Annotated in this window: 16 protein-coding genes; 8 read left to right on the top strand and 8 right to left on the bottom strand. The window is 66.3% G+C overall.

Annotated elements, in window-relative coordinates; translation table 11 throughout:
- Positions 1-184 precede the first annotated feature (184 nt).
- The 4 genes from ACMG4O_RS13725 (at position 185) to ACMG4O_RS13710 (ending at position 3,721) form a co-directional block, all read left to right on the top strand.
- Positions 185-883, top strand: a complete 699-nt coding sequence (locus tag ACMG4O_RS13725) for a hypothetical protein (protein ID WP_142949897.1) — start codon at positions 185-187, stop codon at positions 881-883.
- Positions 884-967: 84 nt separating this feature from the next.
- On the top strand, positions 968-1,447 hold the full coding sequence (locus tag ACMG4O_RS13720) for a PH domain-containing protein (protein ID WP_370185212.1): 480 nt from the start codon (positions 968-970) through the stop codon (positions 1,445-1,447).
- Positions 1,437-2,927 (top strand): PH domain-containing protein, encoded by a 1,491-nt coding sequence (locus ACMG4O_RS13715; RefSeq protein ID WP_414433967.1) that lies wholly within the window; start codon positions 1,437-1,439, stop codon positions 2,925-2,927. Before ACMG4O_RS13720 ends, ACMG4O_RS13715 begins: the two co-directional genes overlap by 11 nt.
- A gap of 62 nt (positions 2,928-2,989) precedes the next feature.
- Positions 2,990-3,721 carry a TerC family protein gene (locus ACMG4O_RS13710; RefSeq protein ID WP_142949894.1) on the top strand — a complete coding sequence of 244 codons (732 nt, stop codon included), beginning with the start codon at positions 2,990-2,992 and terminating at the stop codon, positions 3,719-3,721.
- On the opposite strand, the gene ACMG4O_RS13705 is transcribed toward ACMG4O_RS13710, so the two are convergent.
- On the bottom strand, positions 3,718-4,575 hold the full coding sequence (locus ACMG4O_RS13705; RefSeq protein ID WP_142949893.1) for a sterol desaturase family protein: 858 nt from the start codon (positions 4,573-4,575) through the stop codon (positions 3,718-3,720). The genes ACMG4O_RS13710 and ACMG4O_RS13705 overlap by 4 nt on opposite strands.
- Before the next feature lie 102 nt (positions 4,576-4,677).
- Between ACMG4O_RS13705 and ACMG4O_RS13700 the strand changes: the two genes are divergently transcribed.
- A complete protein-coding gene (locus tag ACMG4O_RS13700) occupies positions 4,678-5,697 on the top strand; it encodes an AraC family transcriptional regulator (protein ID WP_142949892.1) in 1,020 nt (339 codons plus the stop codon).
- A gap of 162 nt (positions 5,698-5,859) precedes the next feature.
- Here ACMG4O_RS13700 and ACMG4O_RS13695 read toward each other — a convergent pair whose 3' ends face one another.
- The 7 genes from ACMG4O_RS13695 to ACMG4O_RS13665 all read right to left on the bottom strand — a co-directional run bounded on the left by ACMG4O_RS13695 (position 5,860) and on the right by ACMG4O_RS13665 (position 17,477).
- Positions 5,860-7,818 carry a monovalent cation:proton antiporter family protein gene (locus tag ACMG4O_RS13695; protein ID WP_142948749.1) on the bottom strand — a complete coding sequence of 653 codons (1,959 nt, stop codon included), beginning with the start codon at positions 7,816-7,818 and terminating at the stop codon, positions 5,860-5,862.
- Positions 7,819-7,921: 103 nt separating this feature from the next.
- Positions 7,922-9,967, bottom strand: a complete 2,046-nt coding sequence (locus ACMG4O_RS13690; RefSeq protein WP_414433966.1) for a bifunctional metallophosphatase/5'-nucleotidase — start codon at positions 9,965-9,967, stop codon at positions 7,922-7,924.
- Positions 9,968-10,074: 107 nt separating this feature from the next.
- Entirely contained in the window at positions 10,075-10,902 is an 828-nt protein-coding gene (locus ACMG4O_RS13685) for an endo alpha-1,4 polygalactosaminidase (RefSeq protein ID WP_414433965.1), read from the bottom strand.
- A 116-nt stretch (positions 10,903-11,018) separates the two neighbouring features.
- The gene (locus ACMG4O_RS13680) at positions 11,019-12,662 is read right to left on the bottom strand and encodes an acetolactate synthase large subunit (RefSeq protein ID WP_414433964.1); all 1,644 of its coding nucleotides are present in this window, start codon (positions 12,660-12,662) and stop codon (positions 11,019-11,021) included.
- A 120-nt stretch (positions 12,663-12,782) separates the two neighbouring features.
- Positions 12,783-13,001: a hypothetical protein gene (locus ACMG4O_RS13675; protein WP_142948745.1), complete on the bottom strand. Its 219-nt coding sequence runs from the start codon at positions 12,999-13,001 to the stop codon at positions 12,783-12,785.
- Positions 13,002-13,190: 189 nt separating this feature from the next.
- Complete coding sequence (locus tag ACMG4O_RS13670; protein ID WP_142948744.1) at positions 13,191-14,501, bottom strand: ribonucleotide-diphosphate reductase subunit beta; 1,311 nt, start codon at positions 14,499-14,501, stop codon at positions 13,191-13,193.
- Between the two features lie 66 nt (positions 14,502-14,567).
- Positions 14,568-17,477: a ribonucleoside-diphosphate reductase subunit alpha gene (locus ACMG4O_RS13665; RefSeq protein ID WP_414433963.1), complete on the bottom strand. Its 2,910-nt coding sequence runs from the start codon at positions 17,475-17,477 to the stop codon at positions 14,568-14,570.
- 543 nt (positions 17,478-18,020) lie between these two features.
- Here ACMG4O_RS13665 and ACMG4O_RS13660 point away from each other — a divergent pair.
- From ACMG4O_RS13660 to glpK, 3 genes are all read left to right on the top strand, one after another.
- Positions 18,021-18,743 (top strand): response regulator, encoded by a 723-nt coding sequence (locus ACMG4O_RS13660; protein ID WP_142948742.1) that lies wholly within the window; start codon positions 18,021-18,023, stop codon positions 18,741-18,743.
- Between the two features lie 42 nt (positions 18,744-18,785).
- The gene (locus tag ACMG4O_RS13655; RefSeq protein WP_414433962.1) at positions 18,786-20,414 is read left to right on the top strand and encodes an ATP-binding protein; all 1,629 of its coding nucleotides are present in this window, start codon (positions 18,786-18,788) and stop codon (positions 20,412-20,414) included.
- Positions 20,415-20,527: 113 nt separating this feature from the next.
- Entirely contained in the window at positions 20,528-22,018 is a 1,491-nt protein-coding gene (gene glpK, locus ACMG4O_RS13650) for a glycerol kinase GlpK (RefSeq protein WP_370212043.1), read from the top strand.
- Positions 22,019-22,095 lie beyond the last annotated feature (77 nt).

The following is a 22,095-nucleotide window of genomic DNA, read 5'->3' as shown; positions in this document are numbered from 1 at the left end:
CCTTAGTTGGCGATGTATCTGTACTTGGGTGATTTGATACTACGCCCTTATTGCGGGCACATGAACCAGGCCTTAAGGCTAACGCCGGCTATCACCGCCATGGACCGCGGCGATACCGGGCCGGCGCGCTCAGGTTTTACAGCTTTTCGCAAAGCGGGCCGGCGCGGCGCGGTACAGTTCACGCATGTTTGACTGGATATCGCAAAATAAGGACGTTCTGAACGTATTGATCGGCTTCGCCACGCTGATGGTGTGGGTGGTCTATGCGCAATTGCTTTACAACGGCTACAAGCGTCAGCGCCGCCCGCGGGTGGTGATCAACCGGGGCCGCCACAAGGGTGTCGACGCCCTCTGCCTGATCAGCAACATGAGTGCCGAATCGATCTTCATTCAGCACATCGTTGCACGCCTGGAAACCGACCAAGGCACCTATTTCCAGGATGTCACCGAGCTGGAGCAGAATTACCAGGAAGGCGACGAGGAGCGCGAGCGGCACAGTAGCGGTGATACCCCGTCGCTCAGCGACAGCACCCGCCAGGGGCCGCTCGGGGCCGGTGAGTTCGTGCATATCGGCGCCTTCAACAGCGTCATCGAGCGCATCGCCCAGCGCGAGGGGCTGCGCCTGGATCAGCACCGCGACGACCGGGCGGAAAGCGAAAAAGGCATTGTGCGTTTGCGCTCGCTGACCATTCAGCTGGTGGCCATCTACGGCTCCGACGATTACCCCATCGGCGTGGAACGGCGCTTCCTGATCCGCGACCTGGACGAAGGCCGCCTGCTGGTGCCCGCCACCTGGGACAGCAAACGCCTGACCAGCCGCCGGCACCGCAAGCAGGTGCGGCAGCTGATTCAGGACCTGGCCCGCGAGGAAGCGCGCAACTGACGCCGGGTGTTCTTGGCCACCGCATCGATGCGGTATCCTCCTGACTGATCCATCGTTGATGGCCATCGTCATTGGGGGAACCGCATGTCGCTTGAATCCGTGAGCCCGGCCACCTTGCCGGTGTGGCGCCTGCGTGCCTTGGGCACCGCCGTGGTGCTGGCGGGCGCGCCGGTGGGCGCCGCCCTGACGCTGTTACCGCTGGACCCCGGCCCGCTGCTGGCGCTGGCGTGCCTGGGCTGGACGCTGCTGGTGTTCGGCCTGGCCTGGTGGCTGCCCGGCGCCTGGTTCCGGCACCTGGGCTACCGCCTCGACCCGCACGGCCTGGTGATTCGCCAGGGCATTTTCTGGCGTCACCGTATTGCCATTCCGCGGGTGCGCATCCAGCACTCCGACGTCAGCCAGGGCCCGCTGCAGCGCCGCTACGGCGTCGGCACCCTGAAGCTGTACACCGCCGGCAGCCGCTTCACCTGCAACGAGCTGCCCGGCCTCGACCACGACACCGCGCTGGCACTGCGCGACACCCTGCTGCGCCAGGACGACGGAGGCGACGGCGATGCGGTATGAGGGTGGCCAGCCGCTTCCGGAAAAACGCCTGCACCCGCTCAGCTGGGTGTTCCAGCTGGTGGGCAGCCTGGGCGCGGTGATCCCGATCGGCGTGGCGGTGGCGCTGGGCGCCGAGCGCGGCGGCCTGTTCTGGGTGGTGGTGCCGCTGCTGTTGCTGGGGCCGCTGGGCGCGCTCTGGCACCAGTGTGTGTACCGCTACGATTTCGCCGACGACGGCCTGGTGATCCGCGACGGCCTGATTTTCCGCAATCTGCGCCAGATCGACTATCGCCGTATCGAGAACATCGACACCCAGCGCAACCTGCTGCACCGCCTGCTGGGCGTCGCCGACGTCAAGGTGGAGACCTCCAGCGGCGGCGGCGCGGAAGCGACCATCCGGGTGTTGTCCCTGGACGACGCCCGCACCCTCAGCGATACCGTGTTCGCGCGCCGCGACGCCCTGAAGGGCGCGACATCGACCGACGATCACGACGCCGGCGAGCCCGCCGAAGGCACCACCTTGCTGACCCTGCCGCCGGGCGAACTGGTGATGCTGGGTCTGATCGATAACCGCAATCTGCTCTGGGTGGGCGCGGTGCTGGGCGCTTTCATGCAGGTGGTGAACGTGGAGACGCTGCAGCGCCTGTTGGGGCCGGTGTTGCGCGACGCCGGCGTCGCCTGGCTGGATCAGCTGGGGCTGGCGGTGGCGGTGCTGCTCGCTCTGGCCACGCTGGTGGCGGTGCTGGCGGTGGGTAAGATCTTGTCCGTGGTGGCCGCGCTGGTGAAGTATTACGGCTACCGTCTGGACGAGCAGGGCAGCGATCTGCGTGTGCGCCACGGCCTGTTCACCCGGGTGTCGGTGACCCTGCGGGTGCCGCGCATTCAGGTGGTGCACCAGCTGGCCACGCCGTTGCATCGGCTGTTCCGGCGCGTGGCGCTGCAGGTCGACCAGGCCGGTGGCGGCGGCGACCCGGAGGCCGGGCAAAGCGGCGGCGCCCGGCCGCTGGCGCCGATCTGCACGCCGGCCCAGGCCGAGGCGCTGATCGCCCGCGCCTTGCCCGGCATGACCGGCCACCAGCCGGAGTGGCAGTCGCTCTCCAGCCGTACCCGCCACCGTCTGGCGCGATTGTGGCTGTGGTGCTGGACCGCGCTGACGCTGCCGCCGGGGCTGTGGTGGCTGGGCGTGCACGGCCTGTGGCTTCCGCTGGCCGGCGTGCCCCTGGCGCTGATCCACGGTCACCTGTACGCCAAGTACACGCGCTGGGCGCTGACGCCGGACCTGCTGCTGTTTCACCGGGGCTGGCTGTGGCGCCGGCTGGCGGTGGTGCCGCGCAACCGCATTCAGGCGATTCGCCTCACCCGCAGCCCGTTCGACCGGCGCTACCGCATGAGCGAACTGGAAGTGGACACCGCCGGCGGCGGCCTCGGCAAACGGCGGGTGCGGCTGCCGTACCTGGACCGCCGCGTGGCGGCCCGCCTGGGTTCGGCGCTGTACCACTGAATTCGCTTGCAAGATGCCCGCCGCCGGTTTCGAATGGCGGTTTTACTTAACCGGGATTCACCATGCTCGAATGGATCACCATGCCGGAGGCCTGGATTGCCCTGGCCACCCTGACCGCCCTGGAAATCGTGCTGGGCATCGACAACATTATCTTTCTGTCCATCCTGGTGGACCGGCTGCCGGAGAAGCAGCGCCCCAAGGCGCGCCTGATCGGTTTGTCACTGGCCATGGTGATGCGCCTGGGCCTGCTGGCGTCGCTGGCCTGGCTGACCAAGCTCACCGCCGATCTGTTCATGGTGCTGGGGCAGGGCATTTCCGGGCGCGATCTGGTGCTGATACTGGGCGGCCTGTTCCTGCTGGTGAAATCGGTGCTGGAGATTCACCACTCCATTGAGGACGCCGGCGAGACCCACGAACTGGCCAAGCCCAAGGTGGGTGGCTCCTTCATGGGCATCCTGATTCAGATCGCGATTCTCGACATGGTGTTCTCGCTGGACTCGGTGATCACCGCGGTGGGCATGGCCGACCACATTGAAGTGATGGTGATCGCGGTGGTGATCGCGGTGGGCTTCATGATGGTGTTCGCCAACGCCATCGGCCGCTTTATCACCGAGCACCCGACGCTGAAGATGCTGGCGCTGTCGTTCCTGGTGCTGGTGGGCACGGCCTTGATCGCCGACGGTCTGGAGTTCCACATTCCCAAGGGCTACATCTACTTCGCCATGGCGTTCAGCTTCGGCGTGGAAATGCTCAACCTGCGCATCCGCGCCAACCGCAAGAAGGCCGCCGGCTAATCGTCCTCGCGCCGCCATTCCGGCGGCGCCCAAAAGTGCTTCAGGCGCTGCTTGAGCGGCCCCGGCCGGGCCGCATCCCGAAACATGTCCACGGCCTCGTGCAGGGTCAGGGTGATCGGGTTGTGGCTGTTCACCGGCCGGGTGATGCCGTACTCCACCGGCACGTCCTCTTTCTCTTCCACGAAGGTGCCGAACAGGCGGTCGTAGAGAATCAGAATGCCGCCGTAGTTGCGGTCGATGTATTCCGCGTTGCGGCCGTGGTGGGCGCGGTGGTGGCTGGGCGTGTTGAACACGAACTCAATCGCCGGGTGCAGCTTGCCGACCCACTGGGTGTGGATGAAGTACTGGTAGGCCAGGTTCACGGTGAGCATGAAGAACACCCAGATCGGCTCGAAGCCGAGAAACGCCAGCGGCACATAGAACAGCCAGTTGCCGACGATGCTGTAGATGGCGCTTTGCCGCATGGCGGTGGAGAAGTTCATCAGGGTGCTGGAGTGGTGCGCCACATGGGCGCTCCAGAACCAGCGGATGCGGTGGCTGGCGCGGTGGAACCAGTAGTAGCAGAACTCCAGGGACACGAACAGCAGCAGGCCGGTGAGCGGCGTCATGGTGATGTCGAACAGGCGGTGCTGGTAGGCCCAGGAAAAAATCAGCGCCACCAGGGTCACCGTCACCAGGGTGTCGAACACCATGTACAGCGAGCCCAGCCCCATGCTGGCCATGGAGTCCTTGAGCGTGAGGCGGCCCTGGCCGCGGAACCGCCAGGCCTCGGCGATCAGCACGGCGACGAACACCGGCACCATGGCCGGCAGCACCAGGGTGCGCCAATCCAACTGCTGAAGAAGATCGTTCATGTCCCAACACTCCGCTTATCATGCAGATCAATAACATCAAGATAGCCGGGTGGGGGCACGCCGGGCTTGACAGAGCCCTCCTATTTTTTGACAAATGGCGCCATGACTTCCGTTTCCCGCGCCGCCCATAACACCCCGCCCACCAGCAATTACGTGGCGGCCACCTATGTGCAGCTGCTTTACGACTACCTGGAGGCGCGCGGCCAGGACGCCCGGGCGCTGCTCGGGCCGATGCCGGTGGAGCGCTCGCCGGTGGGGCTGGAGCGGGTCGCTTTGGGGTTCTGGGAACAGAGCCTGGCCACCGCCAGCGCCTTGCTCGGCGATCCGGCCCTGGGGGTGGCGGTGGGCCGCACCATCACGCCGCGGCATTTCGGCCTGCTTGGCTACGCGGTGCTCAACTGCGCCGACCTGGGCCAGGCCCTGGCGCGCATGGAGCGCTATCACCGGCTGATTTACGACGTGAACCCGGCGCGCATCGAGGTGGACGGCGACCGGGTGGAGGTGCGCTGGGGCGTGGAGCGGGGGCTGTCCGGGCAGCTGGTGGACGAGACCGGCATCGCCGCGGTGGTGCAGATGACCCGCGATCTCACCGGCGAGCCGCAGCTGGTGGAGCGGGTCTGTTTCGTCAATCCGCCGCCGGCGGACACCGGCCCCTACGAACGCTTCTTCGGCGGTGAGGTGCGTTTCAACCAGCCGGAGACGGTGATCCGGGTGCCGCTGGAGTACCTGGCGCTGCCGCTGCGCGAGCCGGACGCCAACCTGCTGGCCATTCTCGACCGCCAGGCGGAGGCGCTGCTGGCCCGCCAGGGCGAGGCCGCCGACCCGCTGGAAGGGCAGCTGGCGCGGCTGATGCGTGAACGGCGCCCGACCCTGGAGGCGCTGGCGGCGGCCAACCACCTCAGCGTGCGCACCCTGCAGCGGCGCCTCAGCGAGCGCGACGACAGTTTCCAGGCGCTGCTGGCCCGCACTCGCTACCGGCTGGCCAAGGAATACCTGCGCGACCCGCGCCTGGAGCTCACCGACGTGGCGGCGCTGCTCGGTTACTCCGAGCACAGCGCCTTTACCCGCGCCTTCCGCCACTGGAGCGGCGAAAGCCCCGCCCGCTGGCGCCGCCGCTTGTAGGAGCGGGTTTTGTGGGAGCGGGCCTTGCCCGCGAAAGGGGGCGGAGCCCCCGGCAGGATTCCAGAGACCTGTTTCCAGGGCGCCGCTTGAGAGGCCTCTGGGATCCTGCCGGCAAGCAAAGCTTGCCTTTCGCGGGCAGGGCCCGCTCCCACAGTGATTTCTTTAGCCGCCCAGCAGCTTCTCCTCGCTGGCTTCCACCGCCTCCAGCGGACCGTAAAGAATCAGGATGTCGCCGTCCTGCAGCACTTCGTCGTCCGCCGGGCGGTCGATGGTGCGGTCGCCGCGCCGCAGGGTCTGCACTTCCACCTTGCTCTCGTTGAGCTTCAGTTCGTCGAGGCGCTTGCCGAGGCAGGCGGCGCGGCCGTGCAGGGTGACCGCGTGCAGCAGCCGGTAGGGGTTGCCGGCGCTGTCGGACGTGGGCAGCGATTCGCCGTGGTAGTAACCGCGCAGCAGCTTGTAGCGCTCGCGGCGGCTCTGGCGCAGCATCGCCAGCACCTTGCCGAACGGCGTGTCGAGCATCATCAGGGCGTGGGCCACCAGCATCAGCGACGCTTCCAGCACCTCCGGCACCACCTCGGCGGCGCCGGCCTGGATCAGCTCGTCCAGATGGGTGTCGTCGCGGGTGCGCACCAGCACGCGCAGATCCGGGCAGAGCTGGTGGACGGTGTGCAGGATGCGCTCCGCCTGGCGGGCGTCGTCGAAGGTGATCACCAGCAGGCTGGCGCGGTGGATGCCGGCCCGCTCCAGGATTTCCTTGCGGGTGGCGTCGCCGAAGATAATCCGCTCACCGGCCTGGCTGGCTTCCTGGATGCGCACCAGGTCGGTGTCGATGGCCACCGCCTGGTGGTGGAAGCGGGTCAGGTAGCGCATCAGGTTCTGCCCCACGCGGCCGTAGCCGCACAGCAGCACATGGCCGGTGGTGGCCTCGTCCACCGCCGGGGTGTCCGGCTCCTGCTCCCACTGGCGCAGTAACCGGCGGGTGAGCGCGCCGCTGTTGTCCAGCAGCGCCGGGGTCACGGCCATGGTGAGCACGGTGATCGACACCAGCACGCCGGCCTGTTCGTTGTCCATCAGCCCGTGGCTCACCGCCAGGGCCACCAGCACGAAGCCGAACTCGCCGCCCTGGGCCAGCAGGATGCCGCTGCGCAGGGCGGTTTCGGTGCGCTCGCCCAGCCAGCGCAGCAGCAGGCTGATCAGCGCCAGCTTGAACAGCATCAGCACCGCCGCGCCGAGCAGGATCCAGTGCCAGTGGGTGGCGAACAGCGCCGGCGACACCAGCATGCCCACACCCATGAAAAACAAACCCAGCAGCAGATCCCGGAACGGCCGGATGTCCGCCTCGATCTGATGGCGGAAGTGGCTTTCGCCCAGCATCATGCCGGCCAGAAACGCGCCCAGCGCCATGGACAGGCCCAGCGCATGGGTCACCCAGGCGGCCAGCAGGGCGAGCAGCAGGGCGGTCATCACGAACACTTCGTCGGAGCGCGCCCGGCCGGTCTCCTCCAGGGCGCGCGGCAGCACCCACTTGCCGATCACATAGATGCCGATGAACAGCGCCAGGGCCTTGCCCAGCGTGGTCGCCGCCGCGATGCCGGGATGCCCGCTGTCCGGGTTGGCGAGCACCGGCAGCAGCACCAGCATGATCACCGCCGCCAGATCCTGGAACAGCAGCACCCCGGTGGTGGCGCGTCCGTAGCCGGTGTTCACCGCGCCGCGTGTGATCAGATCGCGGATCACGATGGCGGTGGAGGAGAGCGCGAAAGCGCCGCCGGCGATCAGCGCCACCGCCGGCGTGAAACCCAGCAGCCACATCAACGCCGCCACCGGCAGCCCGGTGAGCAGCACCTGCAGCGGGCCGGCGCCGAACACCACCCGGCGCAGCGCCAGCACTTTGGGAATCGAGAATTCCAGGCCCAGGGAAAACAGCAAAAAGACGATGCCGAATTCCGCCAGGTGCAGCATGCCCTCGGTGTCGCCGACCCAGCCCAGGCCGCCGGGGCCGGCGAGAATGCCGGCGCTCAGGTAGGCGAGAATCGGTGGCAGGTGCAGGCGCCGGAACACCACCACGGCCAGCACCGCCATGGCGAGCAGGACCACTACCTGGGTTAATGCTCCGGTCATGCTGTGGATCCCCCCTGCCTGTTGTTCACGGGGGTACTGTAATACATGCACGGAGCGGAAAGGAGACGGGGCGCCCTTAAAGGCGCCCCGGGGTGGGATGGGGTCAGGGCAGGACGGTGTCGGTGCGGCGGCTCAGGTTCTGAATGCGCAGGTCCTGATCGGCGTCGGTTTCCGCCTGGTTGAAGGGCGTGCTTTCGCCGATCCGGTCGAGCAGGTACTCCGCCAGGGCGTCCTGTTCGCTGCCCGGGTTGGCGAAGGTGGCCAGGTTGCTGCCGCCGCCGGGGATCGCCTCGGCGTCCAGGTCGATGCGGTTCTCCAGCGGGAAGTCGAACGGGTAGCCGTCGCCGCCCAGACCGCTGCCGCCTTCGGTGGCCAGGAAGCCCAGGGTCACCAGGCGGATCACCCGGTTGGCGTCGCCGACCACGGCGCCGTTTTGCACCAGGGTGTCGAGCACCGCGCCGTTGTCATCCACCAGCGCCAGGCTGCGCACCCGCTCGCCGGCCTGGTCGACGTCGTCGCCGTTGGCGGTGCTGCGCAGACCCTGGCGGGTGGGGTCGAAGCTGAAGCGCAGGCCCGCCACCTGCGGGAACTGGCCGGCTACGCCCTCGACCTTGGCCACCGCGTGCTCGAGCAGCTGGTGGAGTTCGGCGGCGGTGACGTCGCCCACGGTGAGGGTGTTGTTGAAGCGCAGCGAGCCTTCCAGGTCGAACTGGGAGATGTCGCCTTCCGCTTTGCCGGCGCTTTCGTTGGCCGCCGGCGGGAAGAATTCCAGGTCGTCCTCGGAGGTGGAGCCCGGCGGGATCACGAAGTAGCCGATGTCATCACGGATGCCGCCGCCGTTCTTGATCGACACCTGCACGCTGGGGTCGTACTGGCGGGACAGCCACAGGTTGGCGTCGGCGGTCAGGTTGCCCAGGTTGGTCTCCTGGGTGCGCACCTGGTTGCGGCGGCCGTCCAGGTAAACGGCGGTGCGGCCGAGGATGTTGCCGTCGCGGGCGGCGAGCACGTCTTCCAGGGCGGTGACGATGGTGGTGACGTCGCTGTTGGGGGTGCCTTCCAGGTTCTCGGCCATGGTCTCGTCGGTGACGTAGGCGCCGTTGACGGTGTCGTCCAGGCTGTCGGTGAGCAACACGCCGTTGTCATCGAAACGCACCACCAGGCGGCCCAGGTATTTGTAGTCGCCGTCGGTGTTGACCACCAGCACCGGCTCGTCGGCGGCGGAGGTGAAGGTCAGCGGGTAGTCGTCGGCGGCGCTGTCGCCATCGCGCAGGCGGTCGTTGTCGTCGGCGAGCAGGGTGTTGGAGCCGCCGGCGACGATGATGTCGACGCCTTCCAGCAGGGTGGCCAGCTCTTTCTCCACGCTGAGGGTCTGCATATGGGCAAGCATGATGATCTTGTCGACGCCCTGGTCGCGCAACTCGTCAATTTTCGGCTGCAGCACGTCGGCCAGCGCCTGGTTGCCGCCGCTGGACGGGTTGATGGTGATGTCGCCGGTGCTGGTGATGTTGCCCAGCGACGGCGTGGAGGCGCCGATCACACCCAGGGTTTCGCCGCCCACTTCCACGGTGCCGTAGCCGGACAGGCCGTTGGGCATGGCCGCCAGGCTCTGGCCGTCGCTTTGCACCAGGCCGGCCAGGTTGGCGTCGGTGGTGAAGTCCAGGTTGGCGCTCAGGTAGGGGAAGCGGGCGCCGGGGTAGTTGCCCTCGGCGGCCAGGATACCGGCGAATTCGGCGGTGCCGCCGTCCAGGTCGTGGTTGCCGACGGCGGCGCCCTGCAGGCCCATGGCGTTGAGCATGGCGATGTCGGCGCGGCCGTTACCGGCCACGGCGACGCCGGGCACGCCGTCCATGGCCGGGTCGGCGGCGGCGAAGTAGCGCGGACCGGGAATAAAGTTGTCGCCGGAGCTGAGCACCAGGGTGTTGTCCGGGTATTCCGCGCGCAGAGCGTCCAGCACCGCGGAGAAGGGCTCCACGTTCTGCAGCGCGCCGGTGGCGCCGTCCATGTCGGCGAAGTGCAGCAGTTGCAGTTGGAAGCCGGCCTCCGCCGGCGGCGCCGGTGCCGGGTCGTTGTCGTCGTCGCCGCCGCAGGCGGAAAGGGCAAGGGCCGCCAGACAGGCGGTGGTGAGTTTTCGCAGGGCGCTGGTGTCCATCGTCCGACCTTTTGTTAGCAGTGATAGGGGAGGCGGCCTTGGCCGACACTCCCCAGCTAAGCAAGGGGCGATGAAAGCGATGTTACCGGGGCGGGTCGGTTTTATGTCTACGGGTTACAGCTGTAGCGGAAGCTGCCGTCGAGCAGTTGCGGCAGGGTCAGGGTGTTGAAGCCCAGGCCGCGGGTGTACAGGCACAGCTCGGCGCGGCCGATCGGATCGTCGGCGTACAGGTAATTGATGTGCACCACCGGCTTGCCGGCCTCGATAAAGGGCATCAGCAGTTCGCACTCGTCCCACTCATGGCAGGATTCGTTAATGGCGAAATCGAAGTGCGCCACCAGGTCGTCGATCTGGCCGAGATCGTTCTTCAGCGAGATCGCCAGGCCGCGCTGGTGGGCCTGCGCCGCCAGCCAGGTATTGTAGTCGATCTGATCCTGGTAGGTGAGCGGCAGGCCGGTGCGGTTGGAGTAGCCGTCCACGTTATCCGGGTCGACGCCGTCGCACCCCCGCTGCACGGCCAGGTCCAGGCGATCGGCCATGATCGCGCGGACATTTTGCGAGCGGATGTCCAGCCAGCGCTCACCGGGCCAGTTGCCCAGGCGGCGGCCCTTGTCGGCGGCGGTGAAGCGGCCGGCGTCGTCGCGCCAGTTCTCGAAGGTGCCCGCCGAGAAGTAGCAGATCATTTTGCGTCCGTCGGCGTGCAAGGCGTCGATCACGGCGCTGTCGGTGTCGAACAGATCAAGGACGTAGAGTTCCACGTCGTAGCTGATGTTGGGGGTGCCTTGAAGCTGGACCTGGGCGTTCACGTCCACCGCCGGGCGATACCAGTCGCCGCTGGTGACGGCGGGATCGGTGGCCGGCGTGGCCGCCGTGCCGGTGGAGAGGACGGCGCTCAGCACCGAGGGTAGAAGGTTGGATAAAGAGATGGTTGCCATGCGGGCGCTCCCTGCGCGGATTGGGTGGGGAGCGGCAGATTAGCACCGCCGCCGGGCGCACCGGGAGTGCTTTCCGACGAGCGGCGTACCGCTCGTCGGGAAGACGTTCGGCGGTGTCAGACCTTGCGGCTGAGCTCGCGGATTTCCTGGTTGAGGACGCGGTCGTTGTCGCTGTAGTCCACCGGCAGATCGATCACGTGCACGCCGCCGGCGGCGAAGCATTCCTCCACCAGCGGGCCGAGGCCCTCGGTGCTTTCCACGCGGTGGCCCTGGGCGCCGTAGGCTTTGGCGTAGGCGACGAAATCCGGGTTCTGGAAGTCCAGGCCGAAGTCGTGGAAGTCCATTTGCTTCTGCTTCCACTTGATCATGCCGTAGCCGTCGTCGCGCAGGATCAGCACCACCAGATCCAGCCGCAGGCGCACGGCGGTTTCCAACTCCTGGGAATTCATCATAAAGCCGCCGTCGCCGCACACCGCCATGACGCGGCGGTCCGGGTGCACCATCTTGGCGGCCATGGCCGACGGCAGGCCGGCGCCCATGCTGGCCAGGGCGTTGTCCAGCAGCACCGTGTTGGGGTGCGTGGCCGGGTAATTGCGCGCGAACCAGATCTTGTACATGCCGTTATCCAGCGCGATGGTGCCGTCGTCGGGCATCACCTTGCGGATCTCGCGCACCAGGCGCGGCGACAGGATCGGGAAGCGATCGTCGCGCTCGCCGTCGGCGATGTGCGCCTGCAGCGCGTCGCGGACCCGGTGGAAGTCGGCGAAGCTCCAGTGTTCCTGGGGTTCCAGGCGCTCCTTGAGCTGCCACAGGCTGTTGGCGATGTCGCCCACCAGCTCGATCTGCGGGAAGTAGACCGGGTCCACCTGGGCGGAGTTGAAGTTCACGTGCACCACGGTGGCGCCGCCGGGCTGCATGAAGAAGGGCGGCTTTTCCACCACATCGTGGCCGACGTTGATGATCAGGTCGGCGGCGCCGATGGCGCGGTGCACGAAATCGCCGTCGGAGAGCGCCGTGTTGCCCAGGAAGTGGGGGCCGGTTTCGTCCACCACGCCCTTGCCCATCTGCGTGGTGATCGCCGGAATACCGAGCTTCTCGATGAACTGGCGCAGCATCTTGCTGGTCAGTTTGCGGTTGGCGCCGGCGCCCACCACGATCAGCGGCTTGCGGGCGTTCCGGATCGCTTCCACGCCGCGGCAGATGGCCTTGTCCTCGGCGATCGGCCGGCGCGTCAGGCTGGGCTCGAGCACCGGCATGGAGGAGTGCTCGCGGGCGATGTCCTCGGGCAGCTCCAGGTGGGTGGCGCCGGGGCGCTCCTCCTGGGCCAGGCGGAACGCCTCGCGGATGCGCGCCGGGATGGTGTCGCCGCTGACCACGGTCTTGGTGAACTTGGTGAGCGGCCGCATCATATCGACCACGTCGATGATCTGGAACTGGCCCTGCTTGCTGGATTTGATCGGCTTCTGGCCGGTGATCATCACGATCGGCATGGCGCCCAACTGGGCGTAGGCGGCGGCGGTCACCAGGTTGGTGGCGCCAGGACCCAGGGTCGACAGGCAGACGCCGGCCTTGCCGGTGAGGCGGCCGTAGGTGGCGGCCATGAAGCCGGCACCCTGCTCGTGGCGGGTCACCACCAGCTTGATCGAGCGGGAGCCGCGCAGGGCTTCCAGCAGATCCAGGTTTTCCTCGCCGGGGATGGCGAAGACGTATTCCACGCCCTCGGCTTCCAGGGCGCGAACGAACAAATCCGAAGCTTTCATTCAACCTTCTCCTTCCGGCGCCGGGAACGCGCCATCATCGTGCCCGACACTATAACGCGCAGGCGGGGCAGGGGGGTATGGTCAATGCTGATGCTTGGGATTGGGAGAGTCGATGCGGCGTCAGTGCCAGGTGCCTTCGGCGTTCTCGCACTGCTCGAGGAATTCCTCGGCGCTCATTTCCACGGTGTCGTCGCCGTCGTCGATATGGGTGGCGACCTGCTCCTTGAGCTGGCTGACCACCGTGGTCATCACCGAGAGGGTTTCCTCCACCTGCTCAATGGTGCTAAGGAGCTCCTGGGCTTCCTGCTTGTAGTCGTCGTAGTCTTCGTGGTCGCTCATGGACGCCTCCAGCTTGGGTGCCCTAATGGTGCCAAAGGGTGGCGGAGGAGACAATCGGGCGGCGCTTGTGGGAGCGGGCCCCGCCCGCGAAAGGCCGCCTTGTCGGCCGGCAGGATTCCAGAGGCCTCTGGTATCCCGCCGGCAAGCTCCGCTTGCCTTTCGCGAGCAGGCTCGCTCCTACAAGACGCTTTAATCCCAGCTCAGCGCACCGCCGACCTGATACTCGGTGACCCGGGTTTCGAAGAAGTTCTTCTCCTTGCGCAGGTCCATGATCTCGCTCATCCAGGGGAACGGGTTGGTGACGCCCTTGAACTGCTCGGGCAGGCCCAGCTGGGTGAGGCGGCGGTTGGCGATGAACTGCAGGTATTCTTCCATCATCGCCGCGTTCATGCCGAGCACGCCGCGCGGCATGGTGTCGCGGGCGTATTGGATTTCCAGCTCGGTGCCTTCCAGAATCATCAGCGTGGCCTGATCGCGCATCTCCTGGTCCCACAGGTGCGGGTTTTCCAGTTTGATCTGGTTGATCACGTCGACGCCGAAGTTCACGTGCATGGATTCGTCGCGCAGGATGTACTGGAACTGCTCGGCGACGCCGGTCATCTTGTTGCGGCGGCCCATGGACAGGATCTGGGTGAAGCCGCAGTAGAAGAAGATGCCTTCCAGCACGCAGTAGAACGCGATCAGGTTCTTGAGCAGCGCCTTGTCGGTCTCCGGGGTGCCGGTGGTGAACTGCGGGTCCGAGATTTCACGGGTGTAGTCGACACCCCACTGTGCCTTCTTGGCCACCGAGGGGATTTCCCGGTACATGTTGAAGATCTCGCCTTCGTCCATGCCCAGTGACTCGATGCAGTACTGGTAGGCGTGGGTGTGGATCGCTTCCTCGAAGGACTGGCGCAGGATGTACTGGCGGCACTCCGGGTTGGTGATCAGCCGGTAGATGGCCAGCACCAGGTTGTTCGCCACCAGGGAATCGGCGGTGGAGAAGAAGCCCAGGTTGCGCTTGACGATGCGGCGCTCGTCCTCGGTGAGGCCGCCTTCCTTCTTCCACAGCGCCAGGTCGGCGTTCATGTTGATTTCCTGGGGCATCCAGTGGTTGGCGCAGCCGTCCAGGTATTTTTGCCAGGCCCAGTCGTACTTGAAGGGCACCAGCTGGTTGAGGTCGGCGCGGCAGTTGATCATGCGCTTGTCGTCCACCTCGACCCGGCCGGCGGCGCCTTCCAGCTCGGCGATGCCTTCGGCGGTGTCCATTTCGGCCACCGCCTGCTGGGCGCGCAGTACCGCGTCGCTCAGCGCTCGCTCCCGTGAGGATTCGCCTCGCAGTTCTTCGTGTCCGGGGTGTCCGGTTTCATTTCCCGCATCCGTTCCACTTCCCGCTGCCGGTGCTTGAGGTGCAGGTGCCGCTTCCTCAGATACCGGTTGAGATTGCGGCGGCGCTGTCCGCCCGCCGGGCTGCTTGTGGTTGGGCGTTTCTGGCGCATGAAATTCGTCCCAGCTCAGCATGATCTTTCTCCAATTCTGTCGGGGTGGCGCCGGGGCGCCACCGATGTTGCATTCCGTTCCGCGTGCTTACTGGCACGCCTCGCAATCCGGGTCGTCCAGGGAGCAGGCCTGCGGGACGTCCGCGGGCTGGCTGAAATCGGCCTCGTACGGGGCCGCGGCGGAGGCGGGTGCCGCGTCACCGCCACCGGAAGAGACCCGGTTGAGCTTGTTGTCGTTGACCGTGGACTTCTCGGTCTGGGTAGCGCCGATGGCACGCAGGTAATAGGTGGTCTTGAGACCCAGCAGCCAGGCCATCTTGTAGGTCACGTCCAGCTTCTTGCCGTTGGCCTCGGCGATGTAGAGGTTCAGCGACTGGGCCTGGTCGATCCACTTCTGACGGCGGCTGGCCGCTTCCACCAGCCAGCGCGGCTCGATCTCGAAGGCGGTGCGGAACTCTTCCTTGAGATCGTCCGGCACCCGCTCGATGGGCAGCACGGAGCCGTCGTAGTACTTGAGATCGTTGACCATGACGTTGTCCCACAGGCCGCGCTCCTTGAGGGCGTTGACCAGGAACGGGTTGACCACGGTGAACTCGCCGGACAGGTTCGATTTCACATACAGGTTCTGATACGTGGGCTCGATGGACTGCGACACGCCGGTGATGTTGGCGATGGTGGCCGTCGGCGCGATCGCCATCACGTTGGAGTTACGCATGCCCTTGCGGGCCCGTTCGCGCACGCTGTCCCAGTCCAGGGTCTGGCTGCGGTCCACCTTGCAGTAGTCCTCGCCGCGCTGCTTGACCAGGATGTCGATGGAATCGATCGGCAGCACGCCCTGGCTCCACAGGGAGCCGTCGAAGCTCTGGTAAGCGCCGCGCTCTTCGGCCAGGTCCGCGGAGGCCTGGATGGCGTAGTAGCTGACCGCTTCCATGGACTGGTCGGCGAAGGCCACCGCTTCCTGGGAAGCGTAGCTGAAGCCCTGCTTATAGAGCGCGTCCTGGAAGCCCATGATGCCCAGGCCCACCGGGCGGTGCTTCATGTTGGAGCGCTCCGCCTGGGGCACGCTGTAGTAGTTGATGTCGATTACGTTATCGAGCATGCGCACGGCGGTTTTCACGGTGCTCGCCAGCTTGTCGCGGTCAAGAGCGCCGTCGACGATGTGCTGGGCCAGGTTCACGGAGCCCAGGTTGCACACCGCGATCTCTTCCTGGTTGGTGTTCAGGGTGATCTCGGTGCACAGGTTGGACGAGTGCACCACGCCCACGTGCTGCTGCGGGCTGCGCAGGTTGCAGGGATCCTTGAAGGTGAACCAGGGGTGGCCTGTTTCGAACAGCATGGAGAGCATTTTTCTCCACAGATTCACCGCCGGCAGGCGCTTGTACAGCTTCATGCGGCCGTCGCGGGTCATCGCTTCGTATTCTTCGTAGCGCTTCTCGAAGGCTTCGCCGTACAGATCGTGCAGGTCGGGCACGTCGTTGGGGCTGAACAGGGTCCAGTCCTGTTCGTTGATCACCCGCTTCATGAACAGGTCGGGGATCCAGTTGGCGGAGTTCATGTCATGGGTGCGGCGGCGGTCGTCGCCGGTGTTCTTGCGCAGCTCGATGAACTCTTCGATGTCCATGTGCCAGGTTTCCAGGTAGGCACAGACCGCGCCCTTGCGCTTGCCGCCCTGGTTCACCGCCACGGCGGTGTCGTTGACCACTTTCAGGAACGGCACCACGCCCTGGGATTTGCCGTTGGTGCCCTTGATGTAGGCGCCCAGCGCGCGCACCGGGGTCCAGTCGTTGCCCAGGCCGCCGGCGAATTTGCTCAGCATGGCGTTGTCATGGATGGCGCTGTAAATGCCGGACAGGTCATCGGGCACCGTGGTCAGGTAGCAGCTGGACAGCTGCGGACGCAGGGTGCCGGCGTTGAACAGGGTCGGCGTGGAGCTCATGTAGTCGAAGCTGGAGAGCAGGTTGTAGAACTCGATGGCGCGCTCTTCGCGGTTGTCCTCGCGCACCGCCAGGCCCATCGCCACGCGCATGAAGAAGCACTGCGGCAGCTCGATGCGGGTCTCGTTGTGGTGGATAAAGTAGCGGTCGTAGAGGGTCTGCAGGCCCAGGTAGGAGAACTGCAGGTCGCGCTTGCCGTCGATGGCCGCGCCCAGCTTGTTCAGGTCGAACTCGGCCAGCTCCGGGCTCAGCAGCTCGTACTCGATGCCTTTCTCGATGTAGGCGCTCAGCGCCTTGGCGTAGAGGTCTTCCATTTCCTGCTGGCTGGCGCGTTCGCCCACGCCCAGGTACTGCAGGGCCTCGGCGCGGATCTTGTCCATCAGCAGCCGGGCGGTGACCTGGGAGTAGTTGGGCTCCATCTCGATCATGGTGCGCGCGGTCATCACCATGGAGGTGTTGACGTCCTTGATGGACACGCCGTCGTACAGGTTCTTGACGGTTTCGGCGATGATCTTGTCCGGGTAGACCTCTTCGAGACCGCTGCAGGCCTCGTGGATCAGGTATTCCAGGCGGGCCATGTCGAGCGGCGCGCGGCTGCCGTCTTCCATGGTCACGGTCATGTCGACCTTGTGCTTGGGCTCGGGCAGGTCGCGGGCGCGTTCGGCGCGTTTGCGCGCCTGCTGGTCGCGGTACAGCACGTAATCGCGGGCCACCTTGTGCTCGCCGTTACGCATCAGGGCCAGTTCCACCTGGTCCTGGATTTCCTCGATATGGATGGTGCCGCCGGAGGGCATGCGGCGCTTGAAGGTGGCGCTGACCTGCTCGGTGAGGCGGTCCACGGTGTCGTGGATGCGCGAGCTGGCCGCCGCGGTGCCGCCTTCCACGGCCAGGAACGCCTTGGTGATGGCCACGGTGATCTTGTCGTCATCGTAGGAAACCACCTTGCCGTTGCGCTTGATGACGCGCAGCTGGCCGGGGGCGGTGGCGGTGACGTCCTGTTCGGCGCTGACTTCGCCGCCGGGCGCGCCCGCGTGGGACTGATCGCGATTCATATCCGTGTGCATGATGCCCTCTCCGTTGTCTCTGTGCTGGCTATTCTGATTGTAAAAACCGTTGTGACCCTGGGTCGGAAACCGCCGGTCCGGCGCCAATGGTGGGCTGGCGCGTCGAAAACACCATATGTTGTGTTCGCGGCGCGCGCCGGGGGCCGGACTGTCGGCGACTTCAGGACTGCATAATTCGGGCCGGAACTCGTAAGCGGCTGATCCGGCGGCATTTTCCGGGGGGCGGAAAGACGTTGGCCTGCTGAACCGGAAAACTTTTACAAAACCCAATATGTTGGGGTCGGTGACCGATAACAGTACAAGTTATAGATGGGTTCCGGCTTTTGCAAGCATTCCGGTTGGGGAAATCCTGTGGATAAACTGTGCGCGGGCTGTGCAGCGGTGTGGGCGAAAAACCGGGGTGCTTGAGAGAGGGCGAACGACCACTATATATTGTGTCGCCCCCGCCGGCTCATTCCGGTTGCTCAACCGCACGGGTATGCGTATAAACAGAATTGGCGGCTGCGCCGCAACAACAACGAATCGATAAGGATAACGACGGGAATGACAAGCGTGCAGGATAACCCGCCGACCATCATGATCGTGGAAGACGATGAGCGTCTCGCCGATCTCACTTGCGAATACCTTCAATCCAACGGCCTCGACGTCAGCGTGGTGAGCGACGGCGAGGAAGCCATCCGCCGCATCCGTTCCGAGCAACCGGACCTGGTGGTTCTTGATCTGATGCTTCCGGGCGCCGACGGTCTGACCGTCTGCCGGGAGGTGCGCGCCACCTTCAAGAACCCGATCCTCATGTTGACCGCACGCACCGACGACATGGATCAGGTCCTGGGGCTGGAAATGGGCGCCGACGACTATGTCGCCAAGCCGGTCAAACCGCGCGTTCTGCTGGCCCGCATCCGCGCCCTGCTGCGGCGGGTGGAAACCGACAGTGAGCGCGACAGCTCGCCGTCGCGGCTGGAATTCGGCGCCCTGGTGATCGACAACTCCGCCCGGGAAGTGAGCCTGCGCGGCAAGTCGGTGGACCTGACCAGCGCCGAATACGACCTGCTCTGGCTGCTGGCTTCCAACGCCGGCACGGTGCTGTCCCGCGAGACCATCTTCGAGAAACTGCGCGGTATCCAGTACGACGGCCAGGACCGCTCCATCGACGTGCGCATTTCCCGCATCCGGCCCAAGGTCGGTGACGATCCGGAAAACCCCAAGCGAATCAAGACGGTACGCTCCAAGGGCTATCTGTTCGTTAAGGAAATGAGCAGCGGATGACGGGGGCGGGCGCCTTCGCCCGCCCGCGCCAGCAGGTGTGATTTGAACAGTATCTTCGTCCGAATCTACGGCGGCATCCTGGTGGCCCTGCTGATCATCGGCGCGCTCACCTATGCCGGCGTGGAGCTGGTCAACGACTATCGTTCCCAGCTGTACCGCGAGCGCATGGCCCGCGGCACCTTCTATTTAATGGCGGAAGGCTACCGGGAACGCGCCGGCGACGACGAACGCCAGGCCTGGTCGCGTTCGCTGAGCCGCATGTTCGGCGCGCCGGTAACCCTGCGCGACGCCGGCGAGCTGGGGCTGTCCTACCGCGACGGCCTGCATCTTCAGGAAGGCCGGGTGGTGTTGCGCGGCAACCCGGACAGCGAGCGGGTGGAGGTGCTGTTCGCGGTCCCCGATGACCCGCTCTATATACGCGCCGTGATGAGCCGTCTCTCCGAACAGCAGGCCCGCGCCACCGCCATGCTGGTGCTCGACTATCTGCGCGCCCGTCCGGCCAACCGGCAGGACCAGGCCCTGGCCGATCTCAACCAGCACTTCGGTTACCCCCTGACGCTGCTGCCGCGCACCGAACTGGACCTGGACGTGGAGCAGCAGCGGCGCCTGGAGCGCGACGAGGTGGTGTTCACCCTCACCGACAGCACCCGGCGCGACGCCGGCGTGCGGGTGCTGGTGCCGGTGCCCGGCGGCGAGCGCATTCTGGTGATGGGGCCGCTGCATCTGTTCGATCAGTTCCCCTGGGAGTTGCTGGTGATCGCCGGCGTGGTGGCGTTGCTGCTGGTGGCGCTGTCCACCTACCTGCAGGTGCGCCCGCTGCAGACCCGCCTGCGGCGCCTGGACCGGGCGGTGAAGCGGCTGGGCAGCGGTGACCTGGGCGCCTACGCGGATATCCCCGGCAACGACCCGATCGGCCAGGTGGCGGCCACCTTCAACGGCATGACCGCGCACATCCGCCGTCTTATCGAGGCGCAGCGGGAGATGACCCGGGCGGTGTCCCACGAACTGCGCACCCCGGTGGCGCGGCTGCGCTTCGGCCTGGAGATGCTGGCCGACTGCGAATCCGCCGACGAGCGCCGCGAAAAGCTCAACGCCCTGGACCGGGACATCGAGCAGCTGGATGAGTTGATCGATGAGATCCTCACCTATGCGCGGCTGGAGGAGGGCACCCCCAACATCGAATTCCAGCCGGTGTTCCTGCTGGAAGTGTGCGACCAGCTGATCGGTGAGCTGGAGGACATCCGCGGCGACATCCTGATCGACGCGCGCGGCTCCCGGGACCTGACCGTGGAAGGGGACCCGCGCTACTTGCACCGGATTCTTCAGAACCTGGTCACCAACGCCCTGCGGTACGCGAAAACCCGGGTGCGGATGACGGTGACCGAACAGGACGGCAACCTGATTCTGGACGTGGACGATGACGGCGCCGGCATCGCCGAGCACCAGCGCGAACGGGTCTTCAAGCCGTTCGCCCGGCTCGACAAAAGCCGGCACCGCGCCAGCGGCGGCTACGGCCTGGGGCTGTCCATCGTCAAACGCATCGTCGACTGGCACGGCGGCGACGTGGCCGTGGCGGAGAGCGACTGGGGCGGCGCCCGCTTCCGGGTTATCCTGCCCCGAGAACAACGCCGCCAACACGTGCTTGGACGACAAAAGACAGTGAAGAGTTAATAGTGAATAGTTAATAGCGAACACACCTCTCAGATAGGCCCGGGCGTCCGCCGGGTTTCGCTGTTCACTATTAACTGTTCACTGTTAACTCTATTTCTATTTTCGGGGTGTGTATGTCCGCTTTCATTCTTGCTATCGACCAGGGCACGACCAGCTCCCGGGCCATCGTCTTTGACCGGGACGGAGTCGCGGTGGGGCAGGCGCAGAAGGAATTCCGCCAGCATTTCCCCCGCGACGGCTGGGTCGAGCACGATGCGCAGGAGATCTGGAACGACTGCCTGGCGCTGTGCCGGCAGGCGCTGCGCAACGCCCAGGTGGAAGCGGATCAGCTCGCCGCCATCGGCATCACCAACCAGCGCGAGACCACGGTGCTGTGGGACCGGGCCACCGGCGAACCGGTGGCGCGGGCGATCGTCTGGCAGGACCGGCGCACCGCGGATTACTGCCAGCGGCTCAAGCAGGAGGGCCACGAGGACCTGGTGCGCGAGCGCAGCGGCCTGTTGCTGGACCCGTATTTCTCGGCCACCAAGCTGGCCTGGCTGCTGGAGAACGTGGACGGCGCCCGCCGCCGGGCCGAGGCCGGCGAACTGGCCTTCGGCACCATCGACTGCTGGCTGCTGTGGAAGCTCACCGACGGCCGGGTGCACGCCACCGACGCCACCAACGCGTCGCGCACCCTGCTGTTCAATATCCACGGCCAGCACTGGGACGAGGACCTGCTGCGGCTGTTCGACATTCCCGCGTCGCTGCTGCCGGAGGTCCGCGACAGCGCCGGCGAGTTCGGCCGCACCGACCCCCGGGTGCTGGGCGCGGCGGTGCCGGTGACCGGCATCGCCGGCGATCAGCAGGCGGCGCTGGTGGGCCAGGCCTGCTTCCAGCCGGGCATGGTGAAAAGCACCTACGGCACCGGCTGTTTCATGGTGATGAACACCGGCGCGGCGGTGCACTCCGACAACCGTCTGCTGACCACCGTGGCCTACCGGCTGAACGGCGAGACCACCTACGCGCTGGAGGGCTCGATCTTCGTCGCCGGCGCGGCGATCCAGTGGCTGCGCGACGGCCTCAACCTGATTACCCACGCCAGCGAAACCGAGGCCCTGGCCCGCCGTGTCGGCTCCGCCGGCGGCGTCTATCTGGTGCCGGCCTTCACCGGCCTGGGCGCGCCCTGGTGGGACCCGCACGCGCGCGGCGCGCTGCTCGGGCTGACCCGCGACACCGGCATCGCCGAGGTGGTCACCGCCGGTCTGGAGGCGGTGTGCTACCAGTCCCGCGACTTGCTCGAGGCGATGGCCGCCGATTGCGCCCAGCGGCCCACCACGCTGCGGGTGGACGGCGGCATGGTGGTCAACAACTGGCTGGGCCAGACCCTGGCCGATGTGCTGGGGGTGCGGGTGGACCGGCCCCGGGTCACCGAGACCACCGCCCTGGGCGCGGCCTACCTGGCCGGGCTGGGCTGCGGTCTGTTCCGCGATCTGGATGAAATCGCCGAGCACTGGCAGCCGGACCGGGCCTTCGAACCGTCGCTGGAAGAGGGCGAGCGGGAGCGCCGCTACCGGGGCTGGCGTGAAGCCGTGCAGCGGGTGTGTTCGGACAACCGGCAGTGAAAGCCCGACCGAAAGTGTGATTCAGTGCACAGTTTTGATTATCATCCCCGTGCCATAAGAAGACGACCTTGGGGAAG

It is taken from the genome of Alloalcanivorax venustensis, assembly GCF_047495515.1.
GTDB lineage: Bacteria > Pseudomonadota > Gammaproteobacteria > Pseudomonadales > Alcanivoracaceae > Alloalcanivorax > Alloalcanivorax venustensis.
Note: the sequence above shows the minus strand (reverse complement) of the source record. Positions and strands in the feature narration are given on the sequence as shown.

Excerpts from the sequence above, each read along its gene's own strand:
- ACMG4O_RS13725 (WP_142949897.1), top strand. The coding sequence starts at position 185 with ATGTTTGACTGGATATCGCAAAATAAGGACGTTCTGAACGTATTGATC.
- ACMG4O_RS13720 (WP_370185212.1), top strand. The coding sequence starts at position 968 with ATGTCGCTTGAATCCGTGAGCCCGGCCACCTTGCCGGTGTGGCGCCTG.
- ACMG4O_RS13715 (WP_414433967.1), top strand. The coding sequence starts at position 1,437 with ATGCGGTATGAGGGTGGCCAGCCGCTTCCGGAAAAACGCCTGCACCCG.
- ACMG4O_RS13710 (WP_142949894.1), top strand. The coding sequence starts at position 2,990 with ATGCTCGAATGGATCACCATGCCGGAGGCCTGGATTGCCCTGGCCACC.
- ACMG4O_RS13705 (WP_142949893.1), bottom strand. The coding sequence starts at position 4,575 with ATGAACGATCTTCTTCAGCAGTTGGATTGGCGCACCCTGGTGCTGCCG.
- ACMG4O_RS13700 (WP_142949892.1), top strand. The coding sequence starts at position 4,678 with ATGACTTCCGTTTCCCGCGCCGCCCATAACACCCCGCCCACCAGCAAT.
- ACMG4O_RS13695 (WP_142948749.1), bottom strand. The coding sequence starts at position 7,818 with ATGACCGGAGCATTAACCCAGGTAGTGGTCCTGCTCGCCATGGCGGTG.
- ACMG4O_RS13690 (WP_414433966.1), bottom strand. The coding sequence starts at position 9,967 with ATGGACACCAGCGCCCTGCGAAAACTCACCACCGCCTGTCTGGCGGCC.
- ACMG4O_RS13685 (WP_414433965.1), bottom strand. The coding sequence starts at position 10,902 with ATGGCAACCATCTCTTTATCCAACCTTCTACCCTCGGTGCTGAGCGCC.
- ACMG4O_RS13680 (WP_414433964.1), bottom strand. The coding sequence starts at position 12,662 with ATGAAAGCTTCGGATTTGTTCGTTCGCGCCCTGGAAGCCGAGGGCGTG.
- ACMG4O_RS13675 (WP_142948745.1), bottom strand. The coding sequence starts at position 13,001 with ATGAGCGACCACGAAGACTACGACGACTACAAGCAGGAAGCCCAGGAG.
- ACMG4O_RS13670 (WP_142948744.1), bottom strand. The coding sequence starts at position 14,501 with ATGCTGAGCTGGGACGAATTTCATGCGCCAGAAACGCCCAACCACAAG.
- ACMG4O_RS13665 (WP_414433963.1), bottom strand. The coding sequence starts at position 17,477 with ATGCACACGGATATGAATCGCGATCAGTCCCACGCGGGCGCGCCCGGC.
- ACMG4O_RS13660 (WP_142948742.1), top strand. The coding sequence starts at position 18,021 with ATGACAAGCGTGCAGGATAACCCGCCGACCATCATGATCGTGGAAGAC.
- glpK (WP_370212043.1), top strand. The coding sequence starts at position 20,528 with ATGTCCGCTTTCATTCTTGCTATCGACCAGGGCACGACCAGCTCCCGG.